18 protein-coding genes are annotated in these 22053 nt (G+C 75.9%); 7 read left to right on the forward strand and 11 right to left on the reverse strand.

Features of this window, described 5'->3' with window-relative positions:
* Nucleotides 1–68: 68 nt before the first annotated feature.
* From ACI791_RS10845 to ACI791_RS10860, 4 genes are all read right to left on the reverse strand, one after another.
* Nucleotides 69–374 carry a hypothetical protein gene (locus ACI791_RS10845; RefSeq protein ID WP_456586060.1) on the reverse strand — a complete coding sequence of 102 codons (306 nt, stop codon included), beginning with the start codon at nt 372–374 and terminating at the stop codon, nt 69–71.
* A 67-nt stretch (nt 375–441) separates the two neighbouring features.
* Nucleotides 442–2697, reverse strand: coding sequence for a SpoIIE family protein phosphatase (locus ACI791_RS10850; RefSeq protein ID WP_456586061.1), 2256 nt, complete (start codon nt 2695–2697; stop codon nt 442–444).
* A 19-nt stretch (nt 2698–2716) separates the two neighbouring features.
* Complete coding sequence (locus tag ACI791_RS10855) at nt 2717–3517, reverse strand: alpha/beta fold hydrolase (RefSeq protein WP_456586062.1); 801 nt, start codon at nt 3515–3517, stop codon at nt 2717–2719.
* Between the two features lie 351 nt (nt 3518–3868).
* Nucleotides 3869–3994: a hypothetical protein gene (locus tag ACI791_RS10860; protein ID WP_347057433.1), complete on the reverse strand. Its 126-nt coding sequence runs from the start codon at nt 3992–3994 to the stop codon at nt 3869–3871.
* Between the two features lie 165 nt (nt 3995–4159).
* On the opposite strand from ACI791_RS10860, the gene ACI791_RS10865 reads away from it, so the two are divergent.
* Nucleotides 4160–6481, forward strand: coding sequence for a helicase (locus tag ACI791_RS10865; protein WP_456586063.1), 2322 nt, complete (start codon nt 4160–4162; stop codon nt 6479–6481).
* Nucleotides 6482–6523: 42 nt separating this feature from the next.
* On the opposite strand, the gene ACI791_RS10870 is transcribed toward ACI791_RS10865, so the two are convergent.
* From ACI791_RS10870 to ACI791_RS10880, 3 genes are all read right to left on the reverse strand, one after another.
* A complete protein-coding gene (locus tag ACI791_RS10870) occupies nt 6524–7753 on the reverse strand; it encodes a cytochrome P450 (protein WP_456586064.1) in 1230 nt (409 codons plus the stop codon).
* Nucleotides 7754–7793: 40 nt separating this feature from the next.
* Nucleotides 7794–9401, reverse strand: coding sequence for an SIR2 family protein (locus ACI791_RS10875; RefSeq protein WP_456586065.1), 1608 nt, complete (start codon nt 9399–9401; stop codon nt 7794–7796).
* 73 nt (nt 9402–9474) lie between these two features.
* Nucleotides 9475–10137, reverse strand: a complete 663-nt coding sequence (locus ACI791_RS10880; protein ID WP_456586066.1) for a hypothetical protein — start codon at nt 10135–10137, stop codon at nt 9475–9477.
* A gap of 117 nt (nt 10138–10254) precedes the next feature.
* Here ACI791_RS10880 and ACI791_RS10885 point away from each other — a divergent pair, with 117 nt between their 5' ends.
* Together ACI791_RS10885 and ACI791_RS10890 are read left to right on the forward strand one after the other, a co-directional pair.
* Nucleotides 10255–11103 (forward strand): DUF1206 domain-containing protein, encoded by an 849-nt coding sequence (locus ACI791_RS10885; protein ID WP_456586067.1) that lies wholly within the window; start codon nt 10255–10257, stop codon nt 11101–11103.
* Nucleotides 11100–11978: a DUF1206 domain-containing protein gene (locus tag ACI791_RS10890; RefSeq protein WP_456586068.1), complete on the forward strand. Its 879-nt coding sequence runs from the start codon at nt 11100–11102 to the stop codon at nt 11976–11978. The genes ACI791_RS10885 and ACI791_RS10890 overlap by 4 nt, the downstream gene beginning before the upstream one ends.
* Here ACI791_RS10890 and fabG read toward each other — a convergent pair.
* From fabG to ACI791_RS10905, 3 genes are all read right to left on the reverse strand, one after another.
* Nucleotides 11975–12736, reverse strand: coding sequence for a 3-oxoacyl-ACP reductase FabG (gene fabG, locus ACI791_RS10895; RefSeq protein ID WP_456586069.1), 762 nt, complete (start codon nt 12734–12736; stop codon nt 11975–11977). The genes ACI791_RS10890 and fabG overlap by 4 nt on opposite strands.
* An 88-nt stretch (nt 12737–12824) precedes the next feature.
* Nucleotides 12825–14036, reverse strand: a complete 1212-nt coding sequence (locus ACI791_RS10900) for an acetyl-CoA C-acetyltransferase (protein ID WP_456586070.1) — start codon at nt 14034–14036, stop codon at nt 12825–12827.
* A 130-nt stretch (nt 14037–14166) separates the two neighbouring features.
* Nucleotides 14167–14571: an STAS domain-containing protein gene (locus tag ACI791_RS10905; protein WP_456586071.1), complete on the reverse strand. Its 405-nt coding sequence runs from the start codon at nt 14569–14571 to the stop codon at nt 14167–14169.
* A gap of 239 nt (nt 14572–14810) precedes the next feature.
* Between ACI791_RS10905 and ACI791_RS10910 the strand changes: the two genes are divergently transcribed.
* A complete protein-coding gene (locus tag ACI791_RS10910) occupies nt 14811–15158 on the forward strand; it encodes a hypothetical protein (RefSeq protein ID WP_456586072.1) in 348 nt (115 codons plus the stop codon).
* 75 nt (nt 15159–15233) lie between these two features.
* Here the strand turns inward: ACI791_RS10910 and ACI791_RS10915 are convergent, their stop codons facing one another.
* Entirely contained in the window at nt 15234–18233 is a 3000-nt protein-coding gene (locus tag ACI791_RS10915) for a sacsin N-terminal ATP-binding-like domain-containing protein (protein ID WP_456586073.1), read from the reverse strand.
* 137 nt (nt 18234–18370) lie between these two features.
* Between ACI791_RS10915 and ACI791_RS10920 the strand changes: the two genes are divergently transcribed.
* From ACI791_RS10920 to ACI791_RS10930, 3 genes are read left to right on the forward strand one after another with little or no spacing between them, the layout of a single operon-like run.
* A complete protein-coding gene (locus ACI791_RS10920; RefSeq protein WP_456586074.1) occupies nt 18371–18811 on the forward strand; it encodes an ATP-binding protein in 441 nt (146 codons plus the stop codon).
* Nucleotides 18812–18868: 57 nt separating this feature from the next.
* On the forward strand, nt 18869–20419 hold the full coding sequence (locus ACI791_RS10925; protein ID WP_456586075.1) for an aldehyde dehydrogenase family protein: 1551 nt from the start codon (nt 18869–18871) through the stop codon (nt 20417–20419).
* Nucleotides 20416–22050, forward strand: coding sequence for a GMC family oxidoreductase (locus ACI791_RS10930; protein WP_456586076.1), 1635 nt, complete (start codon nt 20416–20418; stop codon nt 22048–22050). Before ACI791_RS10925 ends, ACI791_RS10930 begins: the two co-directional genes overlap by 4 nt.
* The last annotated feature ends 3 nt before the right edge of the window (nt 22051–22053 follow it).

Raw genomic sequence — 22053 nt, forward strand, 5'->3', positions numbered from 1 at the left:
TCTGGACCGGCTGCGGCCACGACCACACCCCGTGGAAGGCGACCGCGGGCTCCTGCGACCGGCTGAGCTCAGCCCTCGCGCTCGTCCTCCGGGCCCGGTCCGCGGGTCAGCTGGCGCAGCTCGGTGACCACCTCGGTGGCCACCGTGCCCAGCGACGTCAGGGCATCCGACACCAGCCGGCGCACCCCCGGAACGTCCAGGCCCATCGCCGCACCGATCCCGGAGCCGGTCTCCAGCCCGCCGAGCTCCCCGGTGGCCGGGGCCCGCTCGGCGAGCTCGGGCGACCAGCGCATCGCGTCGCCGGACAACGACCAGTCACCGGTCGCGCCGTCGATCGCGTCGGTGACCGGGTTCGTACGAGCCGACGAGTCCATGACCGCCTCCTGCCGGGGTCGGCTCCATGGTGACCCGAAACGGCAGCGGCCGGAAGCGGTCGCTGCGTCAGACGCGCGTCAGCGCCAGCATCGCGATGTCGTCGGCCCGGTGCACCCCGGTCAGCTCGGCGAGCAGCCGGTCGCACAGCTCCTCCGGATCCGCCGTGCAGGCCCGCGCCGCCACGTCCCTCAGCCGGTCCAGCCCCGCGTCGATGTCGGCGCCGCGGCTCTCCACCAGCCCGTCGGTGAACAGCAGCAGCGTCGCGCCCACGGGCAGCACGCCGCTCCACTCCTGCGCCGGTGCGGGCGGCGCGCCCAGCATGCGGGTCGGCCGAACCGGCAGGTACTCCGCGGTGCCCGCCGTGCACAGCAGCGGCGGGAGGTGCCCGGCCGAGGCGATCTGCAGCTCACCGGTAGCCGGGTCCAGCGTCGCGAACAGCGTCGTCGCCATCCGCTGCAGCTCGAACAGCTCCCAGTTGTGCTGCAGCCGGTCGATCAGCACGGCGGGCGAGGGGCGGTCGGCCGACATCGCCCGGATCACGCTGCGCAGCTGCCCCATCGTCGCCGCGGCGGTGATGTCGTGGCCGACGACGTCGCCCACGACCAGACCGACCCGGTCGCCGGGCAACCGGAGGACGTCGTAGAAGTCACCGCCGACGTCGACGCCCTGGGTCGCCGCGACGTAGCGCACCGCCATGGACAGCGACGGCAGCCGCGGCGGCGACGGCGGCAGCAGGCTGGCCTGCAGCGTGTGGGACGTCCGCTCCTCGAACTCGAACCGCTGGGCCTTGTCGACCACCTGGGCGAGCTGCAGCGCGAGCTGCTCGGCGACGTCCACGTCCGCGGCGGTGAACGGCTTCCGGTGCCGGTCACCGGCGAACGTCACCACGCCCAGCCGGCGCCCCTCGACGACCATCGGCACGCTGACCAACCCGACGATCCCCAGCTGCCGCGCGACGTCCCGGTCCCTGCCGTCGGCGGGCACCGCCTCGAACAGGTCCCGGGCCTCCGCGGCGTCGCACACCCACTGCGTCCGGCCCTCGCGCAGCGCCCGGGCCGCCGGGTGCATCGGGGAGCGCGCCGGGACCTGGCCCTCCCGCACCCGGTCGAGCAGCGGCTGGCGGGCAGGGTCGCGGTGCCGCGCGACGGGGCGGGCCATGCCGTGCTCGGTCACCAGGTCGATCACGCAGACGTCGGCCAGCCCGGACACCACCAGCCCGGCCAGCCGTTCGACGGTCTCGGTGACGTCCGCCGCGTCGGCCATGAGCCGGGACGCCTCGAGCAGGAACGCCGACCGCTCCCCCTGCGAACGGGTCTGCTCGTACAGCCTCACCCGCTCCAGCGCCTGGCCGGCCTGCCGGCCCAGCGTCCACAGCAGGTCGACCTCGGCCGGGGTCAGCGGCTGGTGCTGCCCGGGCTCCTCCAGGCTGATCAGATCGCCGCGGCCCGGCACACCCCGCGCCAGCACCAGCACACCCAGCCGCTTGGAGTCCGCCGACACCGGCACGACCACCAGGTCGGTCAGCCCGTCGGCCGCCATCGCCGCCGCCAGCTCCGGCTGGTCGGCCCGCAGCCGGGGGTCGAGCACGATCGAGCGCAACCCCTGGGCCAGCTCCAGCGCCAGCCGGCTGCCGGCCGCCTCGCGCAGCCGCCGCAGCAGCTCCAGCGACAGGCCCTCGGCCCGCACCGGACGCAGCGCGGGCAGCTCCCGCGGGTCGTCGGCCTCACCGTCGACCATGACCAGCGCCGCACCGGCGGCCCGCATCGCCGCCCGGCCGCGCTGCACGATCACCATCGCGACGTCCTCGGGCGTCATCGCGGCCGCCAGGTCGAACACGACCTTCTGCACCACCCGCGACCGGGCCTCCGACTCCTCGGCCAGCCGCTGCGCCGCCAGCAGCTCGCGCTCGTACCGGCGCCGCGCGGTCGCTTCGAACAGCGTCGCCCGCACCAGCAGCGGCGCCCCGTCGTCGTCCCGCACCTCGACGGCGTTGAGCAGGCACGGCAGCAGGGACCCGTCGATCCGGGTGATGTCCATCGCGATCTCGCGCACCGCGCCCTGCATGCGCAGCAGCGGAACCAGGTGCGTCTCGTAGAAGACCCGCCCGCCGACGTTGAGCAGGTCGTGAATCCGGCTGCCGAGCAGGTCTTGCGGCAGCCGCCCGGTCCAGGCGCAGAACGTCCGGTTGGCCTTCACGATGCGGCCGTCGGGCAGCGTGGACAGGTAGCCCATGGGCGCGTTCTCGTAGAGGTCGGCCGGGTCCTCGTCGAGCAGGCGGTCCAGCCGGCTCGCCGGGTCGCGCGCGTCCTCGGGGCCGGTCATGCCCCACCGTCCCCGGCGGTCACGGCGTCAGGAACGCACGGATGGCGGCCGTCGTCTCCTCCGGCGCGGACAGCTGGGGCACGTGGCCGGTGGCCCGCAGGCGCACCAGCACGCTGCCGGCGACCGCACGGTGCACGAACTCGCCGACCACGTCCGGCGCGATCGCGTCGGCGCTGCACTGGAGCACCAGCGTGGGGACGTCGATGCCGCAGAGGTCGGCGCGGTTGTCCGACAGGAAGGTGACCCGCGCGAACTGCCGCGCGATGTGCGGCGCGGTCCGGCAGAAGCTGTTCGTCAGCTCCTCGGCCAGCTCCGGTCGCTCCGGGTTGCCCATGATCACCGGCGCCATCTGCGTCGACCAGCCCAGGTGGTTGCTGTCCAGCGCATCCAGCAGGCCCACGATGTCGCTGCGGCTGAACCCGCCGACGTAGTCGCCCTCGTCGATGTACCGCGGGCTCGGGCCCACCATCACCAGTGCGCCGAACAGCTCGGGCGCCCGGTGGTAGGCCAGCACCCCGATCATCGCGCTGACCGAGTGCCCCACGAAGACGACGTCGGAGAGCTCGAGCTCGCGGCAGATCTCGACGACGTCGGCCGCGTACCCCTCCAGCGAGTTGTACTTCTCGGGGTCGTAGGCGGACAGGTCCGACTGCCCGGAACCGACGTGGTCGAACAGCACCACCCGGTGGTCGACGGCGAAGTCCGGGGCGACCAGGCGCCACATCGTCTGGTCGCAGCCGAAACCGTGGGCGAAGACGATCGGACGCCCTGCCGACGGCCCACTGAGGCTTATCCGGTTGCGTGCCACAACGCTGCCCACCCAGCCGACCGTAGCCGAACGAGCGCCCGGTGTCGCCGGCCCCCGCGCCGTGCGGAACCGCTTGGCGCAGAAAACGGTCCGGCGCGCGTCCCCGTCGGCGTTCCCGCCGCTGCCGCCGTCCGTTCCCCGTTGTCCCCGTCCCGTCGCGCCGGCTCCCGGCCGGGGGCTCCGTCGCCGTCACGGCGCCCCGGCCGGGCGGCCACCTACCAGCGCGTGCTGCACCCACTGGCGCGCTGGGAGCTGCGCACGCTCGCCGACGTCGTCACGTGGGCGCCCGACGACGACCGTCCCGCCGTCGCCGCCTGGACGACCGCCCCCGGGCTGCTCCTCCGGCGGCTCGGCGGCCGACGGTCAGTAGCGGGACGTGCCGCACTCGCGGCAGCGCTTGCGCGGGGTGACCGCCTGCCCGTGGCAGTTGTCGCAGACCCAGGTGGTCTGCTCCTTCGTCGTGGTCCGGTCCTTCGTCGCCGTGCTCATGGCCGCCCCCTTCGGAGTGTGTGTCCCCGACGGTAGGCAGCCGGAATGTCCGCGAGATGACGGCGGCGTTGACTTTGGGCGGAGGCTCACAGCCCGTCTGCCGTGCCCCCGGAAGCCGCGCGGACGATAGTTGTCCGCCGGAACTCACGACGGAAGCGATGGGCATTGACGACAGCTCGACAGGCGCCGACGCAGGACGCCGAACTCGCGGCGGAGCAGACCTACGTCTCCGGCCTGCACCAGCGGCTCGACGAGGTGCGGGCGCGCACGGTCACCCGCCTCGAGGAGGCGCTGGCCACGGTGCCGCACAACCCGCAGGCGATCGGTGAGCGGGAGGCGGCGGTCGAGCTGCACTCCCAGCGGATCGTCGCCCTCGACGCCGCCGACAGCGGGCTGTGCTTCGGCCGGCTGGACCGGCACGACAGCGAGGTGGCGCGCTACATCGGCCGGATCGGGCTGAACGCCGACGACGGCCGCGAGGAGCCGCTGCTCGTCGACTGGCGCGCCCCGGCGGCCCAGCCGTTCTACACCGCCACGCCGCTGCACGACCTCGGCGTCCGGCGCCGCCGGCACATCCGTACCCGCGGCCGCACGGTCGTGAGCCTGACCGACGAGACCCTCGACCTCACCGATCCCGACCTGGTCCAGCGGTCCGGGCTGGCCGGTGAGTCGGTGCTGCTGGCGGCGCTCAACGCCACCCGCACCGGCCGGATGAACGACATCGTGCGCACCATCCAGGCCGAGCAGGACCGGATCATCCGCGCCGACCACCGCGGGGTCCTCGTCGTGCAGGGCGGTCCCGGCACCGGCAAGACCGCCGTCGCCCTGCACCGCGCCGCGTACCTGCTCTACACGCACCGGGAGCGGCTGGCCCGCAGCGGCCTGCTGATCGTCGGTCCGTCCCCGACCTTCCTGACCTACATCGCCGACGTGCTGCCCTCCCTCGGCGAGACAGGCGTGGTGCTCACCGACCTCGGCGGGCTGCGGCCCGGGCTGCAGGCGCACGCCGCCGAGCGCCCGGAGGTGGCCGTGGTCAAGGGGCGGCTGGCGATGGCCCACGTCGTCACCGCCGCGGTGCGCGACCGGCAGGCCGTGCTCGACAGGCCGGCGGCACTGACGATCGACGGGACTCCCCTGCGCTTCACCAAGGCCGACGCCGCCCGTGCCCGCAGCCGCGCCCGAGCCGCCTCCCGGCTGCACAACGAGGCCCGGCCGGCGTTCGCGCACGCGGTGATCGACCTGGTCGCCCGCAAGTACGCCGACAAGCTGGGCGAGAACGTGCTGGGCGGTGGCAACCTGCTCGAGGAGGGCGACGTCGCCGCGCTCCGCCGGGAGGTGGCCGCCGAGCCCGCCGTCCACTCGCTGATCGACCGGCTGTGGCCCCGGCTCACCGCCGAGCGGCTGCTCCGCGACCTGTTCTCCTCGCGCCAGCGGCTGGAGGCGGCCACCCGCGGGTGGTCCGACGCCGACCGGGCGCTGCTGCTCCGGCCGCCGTCGGCCCCGTGGACCCCGGCCGACGTCCCGCTGCTGGAAGAGGCCGACGAGCTGCTCGGCGTCGACGACAGCGCCGAGCGCACCGCCGCCCGCCGGGAGCGGCAGCGCCGGCTGCGGGACGCGCAGCAGACCCTCGACCTGCTGCACGGCTCCCGCTCCACCGACTGGGAGACCGAGGACGAGTCCGAGGAGCTCTCCGCCGGCGACCTGCTCGACGCGGAGGGCCTGGCGGAACGGCAGGAGGAGCGGGACAGCCGGTCGACGGCCCAGCGGGCCGCGGCCGACCGCACCTGGACCTACGGGCACGTGATCGTCGACGAGGCGCAGGAGCTCTCCGCCATGGCCTGGCGGGTGCTGCTGCGCCGTTGCCCCACCCGGTCGATGACGCTGGTCGGCGACGTGGCGCAGACCGGCTCGGCCGCCGGCGCCTCCAGCTGGGCGGAGGTGCTCGAGCCGGCGCTCGGCCCACGGGACATGCGCGGCTGGCGCATGGAGGAGCTGACCGTCAACTACCGCACGCCCGCGGAGATCATGGACGTCGCCGCGGAGCTCCTCGCCGCGGGCGGGGCGGCTGCGTCGGCGGCCCGGTCGGTGCGCTCGACCGGCGAGCGGCCCTGGGCCCGCCAGGTGGCCGAGGAGGAGCTGGTCGCCGCGGTCGCCGACGCGGCCGCCGAGCTCGACGCCGCGGAGGGCACCCTCGCCGTCGTCGTCCCCCGCAGCCGGCTCGACGCGGTCACCGCCGCCGTCCGAGCGGCCGTCCCGTCGGCGTCGGCCGACGGCGACCTGACCGCCGGGCCCGTGGTGCTCACCCCCGGAGGCAGCAAGGGCCTGGAGTTCGACTCGGTGCTCGTCGCCGACCCCGCCGGGGTCCTCGCCGAGGGGGTCCGCGGGTACAACGACCTGTACGTGGCCCTCACCCGCGCCACCCAGCGGCTCGGGGTGGTCCACCCCGGCGAGCTGCCTCGTGAGCTCAAGGGGCTCGACCCGCGCTGACCCGGCCGGTCAGGTGGTCGTTCTCCGGGACGTCGGAACGGGTCAGGACCCGCCGCGGACGGTCAGCACGACGCCGCTGGCCGGCCGGGCCGGGATGCGATGCAGCGCGATGGTGAGGTCCTGCTCGGGCACCTCGTAGTCGAGCCGGGCCAGCTCTCCCGCGAGCGCCGCCAGCAGCGCGACGGTGATCTGCTCCCCCGGGCAGCGGTGTCCGGTGCGCGGGTCGCCACCGCCCTGGGGCACCAGCTCGAAGGCGCCGATGTCCCGGCCGAGGAACCGCTCCGGTCGGAAGGCGTACGGGTCGCCCCACAGCTGGGGGTCGTGGTTCTGCCCGTAGAGGTCGAGCAGCACCATGGCGTTCGCCGGGATCGTCAGCCCGTCGAACTCCACCTCGTGCGGTGCCCGGCCGCCGATGAACGGCGCGAACGGGTAGAACCGGCGCACCTCGTGCGCCCACGCCTCCGCGAAAGCCGGGTCCCCGCTCGCCAGCCGCTCGCGGTGCTCCGGCCAGCGCACGAGCGCGTGCCCGGAGAAGGCCAGGAACCAGGCGACCGCCGTCGTCGGCCGGATGATGTTCAGCAGCTCCACGGCGGCCACGTGCGGCGGCAGCTGCGTGCCGTCGGCGTCCCGGTGCCGCGACACGACGTCGACCGCCGAGCCCTCCGCGACGACGGCCTGGCCGCTGCGCACGTCGCAGACCAGCTGGGCCAGCCACTTCTCCCGGCGGCCGCGTGCCCGGCGGGCGCGGACGTGCCGCGGCCCACCGGTGGCGAACCCGTCGACCATCGCGACGAGGTCGCGGGCCAGGCCGGCCACCTCGTCGTCGCGCACCGGGATCCCCGCCCACCGGGTCACCGAGCCGGCGATCACCCGGCTCGCCTCGTCGAGGACGACGATCCGCGGCCGGTGCGACCACGCGCGCGCCGCGTCCTCCCAGGCCGCGGTCGCCTGCTTCACCAGGGAGGCGATGCCGTCCTCCCGCATGAGCAGCGCGACGAACGTCGCCTTGCGGACCCGGTGCATCTCGCCGTCCAGGTTCTGCACCGCCCCCTTGCCGAACAACGTGCCCTGCACCGGCTCGGGGATGGCGTGCGACCGGCGCACGTGGTCCTCGTCGTAGAGGAACCGCGCGGCGTCGGGGCCCTGGATGCCGTAGGCCGGCATCCCGCCGAGCCGGGTGGCGACCGTGCGATTCCCCGCGCGCCGCCGCTCGTCGGGGAGCCACGCGTAGCCCTTCGCGAGCAGCTTCAGGCCGTTCTCGAGTCGAGGCATGCGCGTCTGCCTGCCCAGCGGGCGCCCCGGGCAACCGTGCTCAGCCCGGCCGCTGCTCCTGCACCCGTTCGTCGCGGGGCCGGGTGGGGATGTCCGGCGGCGGGGCGTCGCCGTCGGCCGCGGAGCTGCCGTGGCCCAGCCGGCGCAGCAGGCCGGCGACCTCGAGCGCGGCCGTGGACGACGCGTCCTCCGGAAGCGCCTCCGCGACGCACCGCAGCGCGCCGGCGAGCGCCTGCTCCTCGTCGTTGAGCAGACCCCGGTAGGCCGGGTCCAACAGGTAGCCGGTGGGCGGCGTGGACAGGCAGCCGATGAGGTCCAGCAGCACCTCCAGCCGCCGCGCGGCCTCCGCCGGCTCGCCGTCGGCGGGGCACATCGCCACCGTCTCGACGTCCTGCTCCCACAGCCGGGCGCGGGCCACGTCCTCCCGCAGCGCCAGCACCGTGCCGGTGCGCCGGGCGGTGCCCGATCCCTGGGTCTTCAGCGCGGTGCGCACCTGGTGGGCGATCCGGATGAGGTCGTCGTCGAGCATCGAGGTGCCCACGAAGAGCACGTGCCGGGTGAGCAGCAGCGAGTGCAGCACCCCGGCCAGCGCCGCGCCCTGGTTGCCGAACTGCAGGTACTCCTCGCGGGTCAGCACGACGCTCTCCGGGTGCGCGGCGTCGCCGTGCAGCTTCAGCAACCAGGGCGCTCCGGGGCGGGCCTCCTCGTACGGCAGCACCGTCACCTCCCGGCCGACGTCCGTGGCGGCCAGCTCGACCAGCGGGTCGTAGTTGGTGGTCACGAACTCCTGCACCGGAAGGCCGGCGATCAGCGCGTGCGCCAGCGCGTACGAGCCCGGCCCGAAGCGCTCGGCGACGAACGCCGCCATCTCCTCCGGCCCCAGCTCGCGGGACAGCAGCGCCGCGGAGTCCTGCGGCGGCAGCCGGGCCAGCCCCTCGCGCAGGCCGTCGTCCAGGCCCGAGCGGGTGGCCAGCTCGTCGACCAGCTGCGGCCAGGTCGGCAGCCCCGCCGCCGCGCCCACGCCGGCGCCGATGAACAGCGCCAGCTGGCCACGCCGCGCCCGCTCCCCCAGGTCCTCGGCCAGCTCCCGCAGGTTCCCGGGCAGGTTCCAGCTGCCGTCCTCCCCGCGGCGCACCCGCTGGGCGGCGGCCAGGTCGCTCGGCCCGCGCAACACCAGCGCGACGTCGAATTCGTGCTCCTCGGCGGCCTCCCGCAACACCGGCAGGAGCTGCTGCAGCAGCGCCCCGCGCTGACCGGCGGCACCGCCCCAGCCGGTGCCCAGGGCGGGCAGCCCGACCAGCCGCCGCGCCCGCCCGTGCGCGGGCTCGGGCACCTCGCGCCGGGCCACGGCCGCCAGGGCCTCCCGGGCGCCGTCGAGCAGCCAGGGCAGCCCGCGCCCACCGTCGTCGACGGTGTCGACCAGCCAGGCCCGGCGGGAGTCGCCCCCGGGGACCCGCAACACCCGCTCGTCGCCGGACCACGACATGCCGATGCAGTCGCCCTCCGCCTGCCGGTCGGTGATCAGCTCGTCGGGGAACAGCGGGGCCCAGCTGCGGGCCACCCGCAGGGAACGGTCGGTGGGCACCAGGACGTCGTCGCAGGACATCCGCGTGAGGTCGGCGCCGACGACGAAGACGTGTCCGCTCACGCGCCGCCCCTTACCCAGGGCTCCGCGGACATGCGCGAGGCGCCGACCGGCGGGCAGTTCGCCGGCGTCGGGGTCAGGAACCGCAGCCGCCGGCGCCGCAGGCGCAGCCGCCGCAGCCCGAGCGCACCGGCTCCGGGGCGGGAGCGGCGGCGACCGCGCGCAGGTTGACCGCGCCGATGAGCAGCGGGACGCCGAGGACGGCGACGGCCAGGGCGGCCACGACCGTCGCCACGCCGGCGGCACGGTCCCAGTCCTGCGCGAGGCCGGTGACCACCAGGAGCCCGGTGACCAGCACCGACCAGAGGAGCAGCGCCAGGCCGCCGCGCCGGGCGGTGCCCCCGCGGACCAGCAGCCCCGCTGAGGTGGCCAGCAGCAGCACCGGAACGCCCACGAGCAGCACCGTCGCCGCCAGCGACGCCGAGGCGGCCGCCACGCCCAGCCCGGCGGCACCGACCGCGACGGCCCCCGTGCCCAGCGACCGGGCCCGGCCGGCGAGCTCGCCGTCCACCGCCCCCGAGCGCGCACCGCGCAGCAGAACCGCTCCGCGCACGGCGAGGAAGAGCCCGAGCGCACCGAGCAGCAGGCGGGCACCGGCCGCCTCCCACACCACCGCGAGGACCGCGACGGCGACCATCCCGATGCCCAGGGCCAGCCACCGCGGCCACGTCCGCCGTGCCACCTCGGGGGTCGCCATGCCCACCGTGCCGGCCGAGAGGATTCCGGTTCCGTTCGCCACGGAGCCAGTGTCCCTCACCCGCGCCACCGCTCGGGGAGGCACCGGACCGGAGGTCGTGCCACGCTGATCATCTCCGCGCTCCACGCGGCCAGGACCGAGGTCAGGAAGGCACCGGAGATGAGCGTGCAGGGCAGCGCCCGGCCGGCCGCGGGTGCGGCCGGACGGGCCGGGAACAGCGACGGGCTCGAGCAGCTGGCCCGGGTCGGGTTGATCGCCTACGGGCTGGTGCACCTGCTCATCGCCTGGCTGGCGCTGCAGCTCGCGTGGGGCAGCGGCCAGGGCCAGGCCGACCAGTCGGGGGCCCTGGCGACGCTGGCCGACCAGCCGCTGGGCACCCCGCTGCTGTGGGTGCTCGCCGTCGGGTTGCTCGCCCTGGCCGTCTGGCAGGCGGCCGAGGTCCTGCGGTGGCGGCACGGCTGGTCGGCGTCCGGGAAGACCCGGACCAGGGCCCTGGAGAAGACGGCCAAGTCGGTGGCCAAGGCGGTCGTCTACATCGCGCTGGCGGTGCTGGCGATCCGGTACGCCACCGGGGGCGGGCAGTCCGGCGGCGGTTCCCAGCAGCAGGCCGCCGCCGGCGTCCTCGGCTGGCCCGCCGGCCGCTGGCTGGTCGGAGCCGCCGGGCTGGTCGTCGTCGGCGTCGGCGCCTACCACGTCTGGAAGGGCGTCACGAAGCGCTTCCTCAGGGAGATCGACCTCAGCGGCTGCTCCGCCACGGCCACCCGCCTGGTCACCCGGCTGGGGCAGGCCGGCTTCCCCGGCAAGGGCGTCGCCCTGGGTCTCGTCGGCGGTCTGCTGGTCTGGGCGGCGGTGACCTTCGACCCCGCCAAGGCCTCCGGTCTGGACGGCGCCCTGCACACCGTCCTCACCGCGCCCGCCGGGCCGGTGCTGCTGACGCTCATCGCCGTGGGCATCGCCGCCTTCGGTGCCTACTGCTTCGTCCGCGCCCGGTACCCCGAGCGCACGTGAGCCCGCCGGCACCCTCGGCCCGGTCCCTGGCACACCGGCTGCACGACCTCGTCGACCGCATCCGCCGGGTCACCGACTCCCCGGTGCTCACCCACCTCGCCCGCGCCGGCCTTCTCGCCTACGGGGTGATGCACCTGCTCATCGGCGTGCTGGCGCTGCGCATGGCGATGGGCCTGCGGGGAGCCGACGCCGACCAGACCGGTGCGCTGCTCACCGTCGCCGGGGGGCCCGGTGGGCGGCTGCTGCTGGTCGCGATCGGCCTCGGCATGCTCTCCCTGGCCGTCTGGCAGGCCGCGGAGGTGCTGCTGTGGTGGCACGGCTTGCTGGACCCCGCCCACCGGGTGCACACCGCCGTCGTCTGCGCCAAGTGCCTGGCCAAGGGCGCCGTGTACGGGTTCCTGGGGCTCACCGCGCTGCTGTTCGCACTCGGCCTGGAGTACGAGGCCGACGAGCGGCTGCGCGACCTCACCGAGGAGACGCTGCTGATCCCCGGCGGGGCGCTGCTCGTCGGCGCCGTCGCCGCCGGGGTGGTCGCTGTCGGGATCTACACGTTCGTGCGGGGCTGCACCGGCGGCTTCATGCGCGACATCGACCTGCCCGCGGCTCCCGACCGCTGGGAGCCGGTGATCGAGGTGCTCGGGCGGATCGGCTACCTGGCGAAGGGCATCGCCTTCGGGCTCGTCGGCGTCCTGCTGTGGCGCGCGGCCACCTCCTCCGACGTCTCCACCGCCACCGGCCTGAACGGCGCGATGACCGCGATCGCCGGGGTGAGCGCCGGGCCGTGGCTGCTCACCGGGGTCGCGGCCGGGTTCGGCGCGTTCGGGGTCTACGCCCTCGCCCGCGCGCGATACCCCGACCGCGACCCGTCCAGCTAGGCCTTCGGACCGCCGGCGACGTAGATGACCTGGCCGGAGACGAACCCGGCGCCCTCGCTGACGAAGAACGACACGGTGTGCGCGATGTCCTCCGGCTGGCCGGCGCGGGCGACCGGGATCGCCGCCGCGCGCTTGGCCACGTAGGGCTCCCACTCCTCGCCGATCCGCTCGGCGGTCGCCTTCGTCATGTCGGTGGCGATGAACCCGGGTGCGATGCAGTTGGCGGTGACGCCGAACTTGCCCAGCTCGATGGCGAGGGTCTTGGTGAAGCCCTGCAGACCGGCCTTGGCGGTGGCGTAGTTGGCCTGCCCCCGGTTGCCCAGCGCCGAGGTGCTGGACAGGTTGACGATCCGGCCCCACTTCTGGTCGATCATGTGCTTCTGGGCGGCGCGGCTCATGAGGAACGAGCCGCGCAGGTGCACGTGCATGACGATGTCCCAGTCGTCGTCGCTCATCTTGAACAGCATGTTGTCGCGGGTGACGCCGGCGTTGTTCACCAGCACCACCGGCGGGCCCAGCTCCGCGACGATCCGGTCGACGGCCGCCTGCACCTGCTCGGCGTCGCCGACGTCGGCCCCGACGGCCAGCGCCCGGCCGCCGGCGGACTCGATCGCCTCGACGGTGCCGCGGGCGTCGTCCTCCTTGAGATCGAGAACGGCGACGGCGAAGCCGTCGGCGGCCAGCCGCTGGGCGGTGGCGGCACCGATGCCGCGGGCGGCCCCGGTGACGATCGCGACGCGTGCGGTGGGCTCGGACATGCAGAACTCCTCGGATGGAAGGGGACGGGTGGCCCCGTCCGGAGGCTCACCGCGAGGCTGCGGGCGGTGAGTGGGACGGGATCCTTCTTCAGACCCGCTCGAACAGCGCGGCGAGGCCCTGGCCGCCGCCGATGCACATGGTCTCCAGCCCGTATCGGGCTCCGCGGCGGTCCATCTCGCGCAGCAGCGTGGCGAGGATGCGGCCACCGGTCGCGCCGACGGGGTGGCCCAGCGAGATGCCCGAGCCGTTCACGTTGGTCCGCTCCCAGTCGGAGTCGGTGAACCCCCACTCCTTGGCGACGGCGAGCACCTGGCTGGCGAAGGCCTCGTTGAGCTCGATCAGGTCGAGGTCGGCGAGCTTCACGTCGGCCAGCGCGAGCGCCTTCGCCGTCGCCGGGACCGGGCCGATGCCCATGGTCTTCGGCGGCACGCCGCCCACGCCGAAGGACACCAGGCGGGCCAGCGGGCGCAGGCCCAGCTCGGCGGCCTTCTCCGGGTGGGTGACGATCGCGACGGCGGCGCCGTCGTTCTGGCCGGAGGCGTTGCCGGCGGTGACCGTGGCGTCGGGATCGTTCTTGCCCAGGATCGGGCGCAGCTTGGCGAGCGTCTCGACGTTCGAGTCGGGCCGGATGTGCTCGTCGCGGTCGACGACCGTCTCGCCCTTCCGGTGCTTGACCGTCACCGGCACGATCTCGTCGGCGAACCGGCCCTCGGCCGTGGCGGCGGCGGCGCGCTGGTGGCTGCGGACGGCGTACTCGTCCTGCTCCTGGCGGCCGATCCCGTACTCCCGACGAACGTTCTCCGCGGTCTCCAGCATGCCGCCGGGCACCGGGTGGTTCTGCCCGCCGGCGGTGACCCGGCCGCGGGCCAGCCCGTCCTCGAGCAGCACGCCGGGCCCGGGCTTCACCCCCCAGCGCATGGCGGTGGAGTAGAAGGGCGCGTTGCTCATGGACTCCGCGCCACCGGCCAGGACGACGTCGGAGGCGCCGGACTGCACCTGCATAGCCGCGTAGATGACCGCCTGGAGCCCCGAACCGCACCGCCGGTCGACCTGCAGCCCGGACGCGGTCACCGGCAGGCCCGCGTCGAGGGCGGCGACCCGGCCGAGGGCCGGGGCGTCCATGGTCGGGTAGCAGTGGCCGAGCAGCACGTCGTCCACCGACTCCGGCGGCAGGCCGGTGCGCTCCACCAGCGCCCGGATCACCGTGGCCGCGAGCTCCTGGACGGGGACGTCGCGCAGCGAGCCCCCGAACCCGCCGACCGGCGTCCGCAGGGGCTCGCAGATGACCGCATCCCGCACGTGGTCCTCCTCGTTCGTCCGCTCCAGGCGCACGGCCGGCGCCGGCGCAGCACCCCGAGTCTGCCCGCCGGACGCGCGTTCCGCGCCTCCGGGCCCCCCGAGGAACGCCGGCGCGCCCGGGCGGAGGAGCTCAGGAGGCGGTCGCGCCGACCTGCTCGCCGCCGAGCAGGTTCCACAGCCCGGTGATCTGCAGCGGCCGGATCACCGCGCGGGTGGCGGCCAGGACGCGGAGGCGGCCACCGGCGGCCAGCGCTCGCCGGTGCGCGGCGGCCAGGGCGCACAGCCCGGCGGAGTCGAGGAAGGTCACGGCGGTGAGGTCGACGACGACCTCCCGCGGCGCGGCGTCGACCAGCTGGTCGAGGACGGCGCGGACCTGCGGTGCGGAGGTGCAGTCGATCTCCCCAGCCGCGGTCAGCCGCGGCAGGGACGCGGTGCCGGAGATCTCCAGGGAGACCGGCGCGGTCGTGGGGACCTCGAAGCCGGCCGTCGCCGGGGCGGACGGGGTGGTCGAACGGTCGAGCGAGGATGCGGTCACGGGGTGCCTCTCGGGGCGGGTGCCGGACCAGTGAGCCTGCGCACGCGAACGACACGACGACCAGCACTGGCAGAACACGGCTGTGGATCGAACCGCGTCCCCGACCGTAGGGATCCGCGGCTCCGTGCGCAAGGGTCACGGGGCAGGCCCCTCTCCGCCGCCACCTGCGACGGAAGACAGGTGGGGGATGTGACGAGCCTCCTCCGTCCCCCCCTCGACCCCGGCGGATACTGGCGGGCGTGACCGAGTTCCGCCCGTCGTCCCGACGCCCGTCCCCGCTGGTGCTGGTCGCCGTCGTCGTCGGCGCCGCCGTCGCGGTCGGCGCCTTCGTGCTGCTGGACCCGATCGTCGCCGCGGCCGTCGCCATCACGGCGGTCACGGCGGTGGGCGTGGTCGCCGCGGCCAGCAACTGGGACTCGCACGCGACCTTCGAGGAGCGCGAGCTGGCCCGGGCCCGGCGCCGCCAGGAGAAGTGGGAGCGCAACGCCGACGCCCGCGCCAAGGACCGGGCCCGCTGGGAAGCCCACCAGGCGCGCAAGGCCCGGAAGGCCGCCGGCGTGACGGGCACCGACCGCTCCGGCCGCTGATCCGGCGGCCGCCCCTTCCGCACGGCTCCGCCCCGGCCGCCACGTCCGCACCGCGCCGGCACCGACCGCGGCTCCTCAGCCCCCGACCGCGTCTTCGGCCGCCAGGTCGTCGGCGCGGTCGGGGTGCGCGAAGGCCTCCGCGAGCGCCTGGCGCACCGACCAGGCGCCCGCGCGCCAGGCCAGCGCACGGCCGAGGGCACCAGGTGTGCCGTCGACGTGGTCGGCGTCCTCCCCCGGCCACCACACCACCGGTCGGCCGGCCACGGTCAGCGGCTCGTGCACGGCCACCTCGCCGTCGAGGCCGTTCCGGCCGAGCCGGGAAGCGGCCGTCGCGGCGCCGGGCACGTCCCCCCAGCGGAGCCGCCGCACCGGTTCGCTCGTGACCTCCGCCCGCACGAGCTCGGAGGCCAGCGGGAGGTCCAGCAGGTCGGCGACCGGCCCCGGCGCGCCGCCGGCCGGCACCACCGGCAGGTCCAGCAGCGGGATCAGGTGCGGCGCGTCCAGCACCACCCCCCGCGCGACCACCCGTCCCGGGGCGACCCGGACGCGCGCCGGCGGCTCCACGTCCAGCCCGTCCAGGACGGCGGCGAGCCGCGCGTAGACGGTGGCGAGGACGCCGGGGCGCACGGTGCGGGCCGGGTCGCCGAGCCGGTCCAGCAGGTCGACGGCGGCGTCGGGGTCGGCGAGGACGTCGTCCAGCGACGCCGGCGGGCGCAGCAGCCCGAGCAGCGGCTCGGCCAGCGGCGCCGGCTCGTAGAGCCCGGCCAGCTCCGCGCTGCCCGGGTGCGCCAGCCGACCGGGGCGCCGGCCCGCCACCACCGGATGGGTCAGCAGCCACCACCGCAGATAGCCCGGCGCCGACACCCCGCCGACGACGACGTCGGCCCACGCCTCGGCCGGCGCGGCGGCCAGCAGGACCAGCGCTCCCGGCCAGTCGGCCACCAGCTCGAGATCCCGCACGGCCACCAGCGGCGGCCAGACCGGCGGAGGCCCGGGTGGCAGCCGGTCCAGGACGGCGTCGGCCCACTCGTCGGCGCCGTCGACGTCGAGGTCGTCGGGGTCCTCGCCGCGCACCAGCGCGAAGCCGTCCAGCACGCCCACGGCGCGCAGCGCGTCGACGTCGGCGCCGGCCGCGAACCCCGGGTCGAGCAGGCCCAGCGCGCCCTGCTCGAGGACGGCGGCCAGCGGTGACCCCGGCAGCAGCAGCTCACCCGCCGGGGCGAACCCGCCGTCGGCGTCGGGCAGGGCGAGCTCGGCCAGCCACGGCAGCTCCCGGGCCGCCCCGGGCGCGGCGGCGGCCAGCGCGAGCACCGCGTCGGCCAGCTCCTCGGGGTCCGCAGCGAAGGCGTTCCGCTCCTCGGCGGCGTCCAGCGACTCCTCCACCGCGGCCCGCACCGCCGGGTCGCCCAGCACCGCCTCCGCCGTCGCCGGGCGGGCGCCGAGCCGCTCCAGCAGCCGCCGCGCCGCGGATGGCGCCACGGCCGCGGGAGCGACCAGCCGCAGCGGCAGGGCGCCCAGGCGCTGCACCGGGAGCCCGGGGTCGGGCAGCAGGACCCCGGCCGGACCGTGCGCGGTCCGCCCGTCGGCCAGCGGCACCGGCAGGGCGGCGAGCGCCTCGCGGTCGGCGTCGGCGAACGCGGCGTACAGCTCCGCCCACCAGCCCGGCGGGCGGTCCAGCCCGCGCACCGCCTCTTCCACCTCGGCCGGCCCCGCCCGGCCGACCCCGAGCGCGACGAGCGCGGCGCGGCCGTCGCGGCGCGACCAGTCGGCCGGCAGCAGCCCGGGCAGCGCCCCGGTCAGCGCGGCCACCCGGGCCTCGTCGGCGTCGTCGAGGACGACCGCCCGGGCCGGGACCTGCCGGAGCTCCGGCTGCCCGGCGACCGGCAGCCACGCCCTCGTCCGCAGCCGGCCGAGCACCGCCGTCGCCAGGGCGGCGTCGAGCTCGGCGCCGGCCGACCCGATCCGCGGGACGAACGCCAGGAGCGCCGGATCGGCGGGGAGCGCACCGACGAGGTCGACGAGGGTCTCCGCGGCGGCCGCGACCAGGACGTCGGTGACCGGACCGGGTAGCACGTGCCGGCGGTCGGGGCCGAGCGGGAACGGCGCGATGAGGCGCAGCGGCAGCGCGAGGGGCTCGTCGCTGGGCGTCGGGGCGTGCACCACCTGGCGGCCGGGCAGCGGCAGCGGGCGGCCGGGGCACCCGTCCGCGGCGTCGTCCACGGGCACCGCGCAGGTGACCGTCCAGGCCCGGCGGTCGCGCTCCTCGACGGGACGGCCGGCCAGCAGGTGCTCCGGCAGCGTCCCCGACCGTTCCGCCACCGCCCAGCGGGTGACGGCGCCGTCCTCGGTCAGCCGCACCTCCGGCGGGGCTCCGCTGCGCGTGACCTCCCGGCGGACCCCGTCGACGAGCACCTCCAGCGCGCCCAGCCCGGGCAGGGCGAGCAGCAGCTCGGCCGAGAGGTCGCGCAGCGCGGCGGCGACCTCGTCGCACACCCCCGGGCGCAGCGGCAGCACCACCTCGGTGTCGAACCCCTCGGGCGGCTCGCCCCCCGCCGGCCAGGGCAGCCGCAGCACGGGCACCGCGCCGTCCCGGCGGGCCAGCTCACCGGCCAGGGGGCGCAGCGCGTCCACCTCGGTGCGGGTGCCCGCGGCGCTGAAGCGCACACCGCCGGTCCGGGACACCACCACCGGCTCGTCGCTCACCGTCAGCACGGCGGCGAACCCGACCCCGAAGCGGCCGACCGTGCCCGCCTCGTCCCGCTTCGCCGAGGCCCGCAGCGTGGCCAGGCCCAGCACCCCGGCGGCGTCCAGGGGTGCACCGGTGTTGGCCGCGCGCAGGGTGCCGGCGGCCAGCTCCAGCCGCAGCCGCCCCGGCCGGCCGGCCCGCACGGCGGCATCCGCGGCGTTCTGCGCCAGCTCCACGAGCACCCGATCGCGATAGCCGCCGCGGACCAGGTCCTCCTCGGCGTTGGCGTCCTCCCGGAAGCGCGCCGGCGACGCGGCCCACGCGTCGAGCACCCGGCGGCGGAGGTCGGCCGTGCCGAAGGGATCGCCGCCGGCGGTGCTGTCGGCCATGTGCCGGACCTTAGGGCCCCGTCCCCGGGGGCCGGCGCTCCTTCCGGGTGAGGCGAGGGTTCGAGCCGCCGGAGAACGGGCACGGTGCCGCCCAGGGACGGACCGGCGAGCGGTGCCGGCAGGGGAAGGCGGTCGTGGTGGCGCTCTGGCAGTCCGCGCGACCGCCGCACGCCTTCACCGAGGTCTGGTGCCAGCAGCTGAGCTCCCTCGGTGAGCTGGCCGGCCTGCGCGCCCGGCTGCGCGCCTCCATGACGGGCCGGCCCGCGGTGCTGCACCCCGAGCGCGACCACTGGTCCGAGCGCCTGGTGCTGATCGCCGACGAGCTCACCTCCAACGCGCTCCGCCACGGCGGCGCCCCGGTGGCGGCGGTCCTCGGCCGCGCCGGCGACGAGTGGCTCATCGCCGTCCGGGACTCGAAGGCCGACGTCGCGCCCACGCCGGCGCAGGGCCGCGACCCGGGGTTGGGCGGGTTCGGGCTCTACCTCGTCGCCGATCTCTCCGTGGCGCACGGCTGGTTCGCCGATCCGGGGATGAAGACGGCCTGGGCCGTCATCGACGGCCGGGCCGGCACCGCCTGAACCCGTCCGGGCGACCCCCGGCCCGGTGTCTGTGACTCCCCGGTAACGTGCGTTTCCATGTCGCTCGCCGAGCAGATGGACACGGTCACCGACGCCGCGGGCACGGTGGACCGGCACCCCACCACCGAGACCTTCGAGTCGACGGCGCCGGCCACCGGTGCGGTCGTCGGCGTCTTCCCCGTGCACGACGAGGCCGCCGTCGGGGAGACCGTCGCACGGGCCCGGACCGCCGCCGCGCAGTGGGCCGCGCTGGGCTTCGACGGCCGGAAGGAGCGGCTGACGGCCTACCGCGGCTACCTGGCCCGGCGCATGCACGAGCTCGCCGACCTGGTGCACCGGGAGAACGGGAAGCCGCACGCCGACGCCATCCTCGAGATCTCGCTGTCGGTCGACCACCTCGCCTGGGCGGGGAAGCACGCCCGCCCGATCCTCGGGCCGCGCAAGGTCCCCTCCGGCATGCTCGCCGCCGACCACGCCTCCTACCTCGAGTACCAGCCACTGGGCGTGGTCGGTGTCATCGGCCCGTGGAACTACCCGGTGTTCACGCCGATGGGCTCGATCGCCTACGCGCTGGCCGCCGGCAATGCCGTCGTCTTCAAGCCCTCGGAGTTCACCCCGGCCGTCGGCGCCTGGCTGGCCGCCGCCTGGCGGGCCGCCGTCCCCGACGTCGCCGACGCCTTCCAGGTCGTCACCGGCCTCGGCGCCACCGGGGCGGCGCTGTGCCGCGTGCCCGTGGACAAGATCGCCTTCACCGGGTCGGCCACGACCGGCCGGAAGGTGATGGCCGCCTGCGCCGAGACCCTGACCCCGGTGCTCCTGGAGCTCGGGGGCAAGGACGCGATGATCGTCGACGACGACGCCGACGTGGCCGCCGCAGCCGACGCCGCGGTCTGGGGCGCGATGAGCAACGGCGGGCAGACCTGCATCGGCATCGAGCGGGTCTACGCCACGTCAGCGGTCTACGGCCGGTTCGTCGCCGAGGTCACCGCCCAAGTGCAGAAGCTGCGCCCCGGCTCCGACGACGAGGCCGCCTACGGCCCGATGACCATGCCCTCGCAGATCGACGTCGTCCGGCGGCACGTGGCCGATGCGACCGCGGCGGGCGCCCGGGTGGTCACCGGCGGCACCGACGACGACGCCTTTCCCGGCGAGGGCTACGTCGCCCCCACCGTGCTGCTCGACGTCCCCGAGACGTCGGCGGCGGTGCGCCAGGAGACCTTCGGGCCGACGCTGACCATCACGGAGGTGGCCGACGCCGAGGAGGCGCTCGAGCGGGCCAACGCGACCAGCTACGGGCTGGCCGGCGCCGTCTTCTCGACGTCCAGAGGCCGCGCCATGGACCTCGCCCGCCGCATGCGCAGCGGCATGACGTCGATCAACTCGGTGCTCACCTTCGCCTCGGTGCCCGCGCTGCCCTTCGGCGGCGTCGGCGAGTCCGGCTTCGGCCGCATCCACGGCGAGGACGGACTCAAGGAGTTCACCCGCGCCAAGGCGATCACCCGCCGGCGCGTACCGCTGCCGGTCAACCTGATGAGCTTCGGCCGGCCGGCCAACGCCGCCGACGCCCTGGCCCGGGTCATGGGCATGGTCCACGGACGGCACCGGTGAGCGGAGGCACGGGCGTGCGCGAGCTGCGCGACGAGTACGACGTCGTCGTCGTGGGAGCGGGCTCGGCCGGGTGCGCGCTGGCCGGCCGGCTCAGCGAGGACCCGTCACTGCGGGTGCTGCTGCTGGAGGCCGGGGGCTCGGACAAGCTGCTCGAGGTGCAGATCCCGGCCGGGATGTACAAGGTCTGGCGCACCCGCCGCGACTGGAACTACACGACCGACGAGCAGCCGGGCCTCGGCGGCCGGAAGCTGTTCTGGCCGCGCGGCAAGCTGCTCGGCGGCTCGTCGTCCATCAACGCGATGATCTACATCCGCGGGGCGGCCGCCGACTACGACGAGTGGGCCCGGCTGACCGGCGATCCGTCGTGGTCCTACGAGCAGGTGCTCCCGCTGTTCAGGCGCATGGAGGACAACTCCCGCGGCGCGGACGAGTGGCACGGGACCGGCGGTCCGCTGCGGGTCGAGGACCTCCGCTCTCCGCACGAGTGGACGACGGCCGTCGTCGAGTCCGCCGTGGCCACCGGCTACCCGCGCAACGACGACTTCAACGGCGCCGCCCAGGAGGGCGTCGGCCGGTACCAGGTGACCCAGAAGCGCGGCCGCCGCTGGTCCTCGGCCGACGCGTACCTGCACCCGGCGATGAAGCGGCCGAACCTCACCGTCCGCACCGGCGCGCTGACCACCCGGGTGCTGGTCCAGGGCGGCCGGGCCACCGGGGTGGAGTTCCGCTGCGCCGGGAAGCTGCACACCGTCCGGGCCGCCCGCGAGGTCGTCCTCTCCGGCGGTGCGGTGAACTCCCCGCAGCTGCTGCTGCTCTCCGGCATCGGCCCGGCCGACCACCTGCGAGAGGTCGGCGTCGACGTCGTCCACGACCTGCCGGGCGTCGGTGGCGGGCTGCAGGACCACCCCCTCGTCCCGGTCGTCTGGAACGTGCGGTCGGGGAGGTCGCTGACCCACGGGGACTCGCCGTCGGGCTACGCGCGCTGGTTCGGCGCCCGCCGGGGGCCGCTGACCTCCAACCTGGCCGAGGCCGGGCTGTTCACCCGGTCGGCCCCCGGCCTGCCCGGGCCCGACCTGCAGATGCACTTCCTGCCGGTGAAGTTCTGGAAGCAGGCGGCGGTCGACCCCGACGTCGACGCCTTCACCGCCGCCGTCGTGCTGGTGCACGTGCACTCGCGCGGCTCGGTGCGGCTGCGCTCGGCCGACCCCACGTGGGCGCCGGCCATCGACGCCGGCTACCTCACCGACGACCGCGACCTCGACGCGCTGGTCTCCGGCGTCGAGAAGGCCCGGGAGATCGCCGGCGCCGCGCCGCTGGCCGACGTGCTCGCCGACGAGTGGTCGCCGGGGGGCACCGTGCGCGGCCGCGAGGCGCTGCGCCGATCGGTCAGGGGAACCCTCGAGTCGCTGTACCACCCGGTGTCCTCCTGCCGGATGGGCACCGACGAGGAGGCCGTGGTCGACCCGCAGCTGCGGGTGCACGGCGTCGCGGGCCTGCGCGTCGTCGACGCCTCGGTCATGCCGACGCTCGTGCGGGGCAACACCAACGCACCGACGATCATGATCGCCGAGCGCGCGGCCGACCTGATCCTCGACCGCACCCCGGCCGCGCAGCTGACCGCCGCCCGCTGACGC

This window comes from Blastococcus sp. SYSU DS0973 (genome assembly GCF_054051055.1).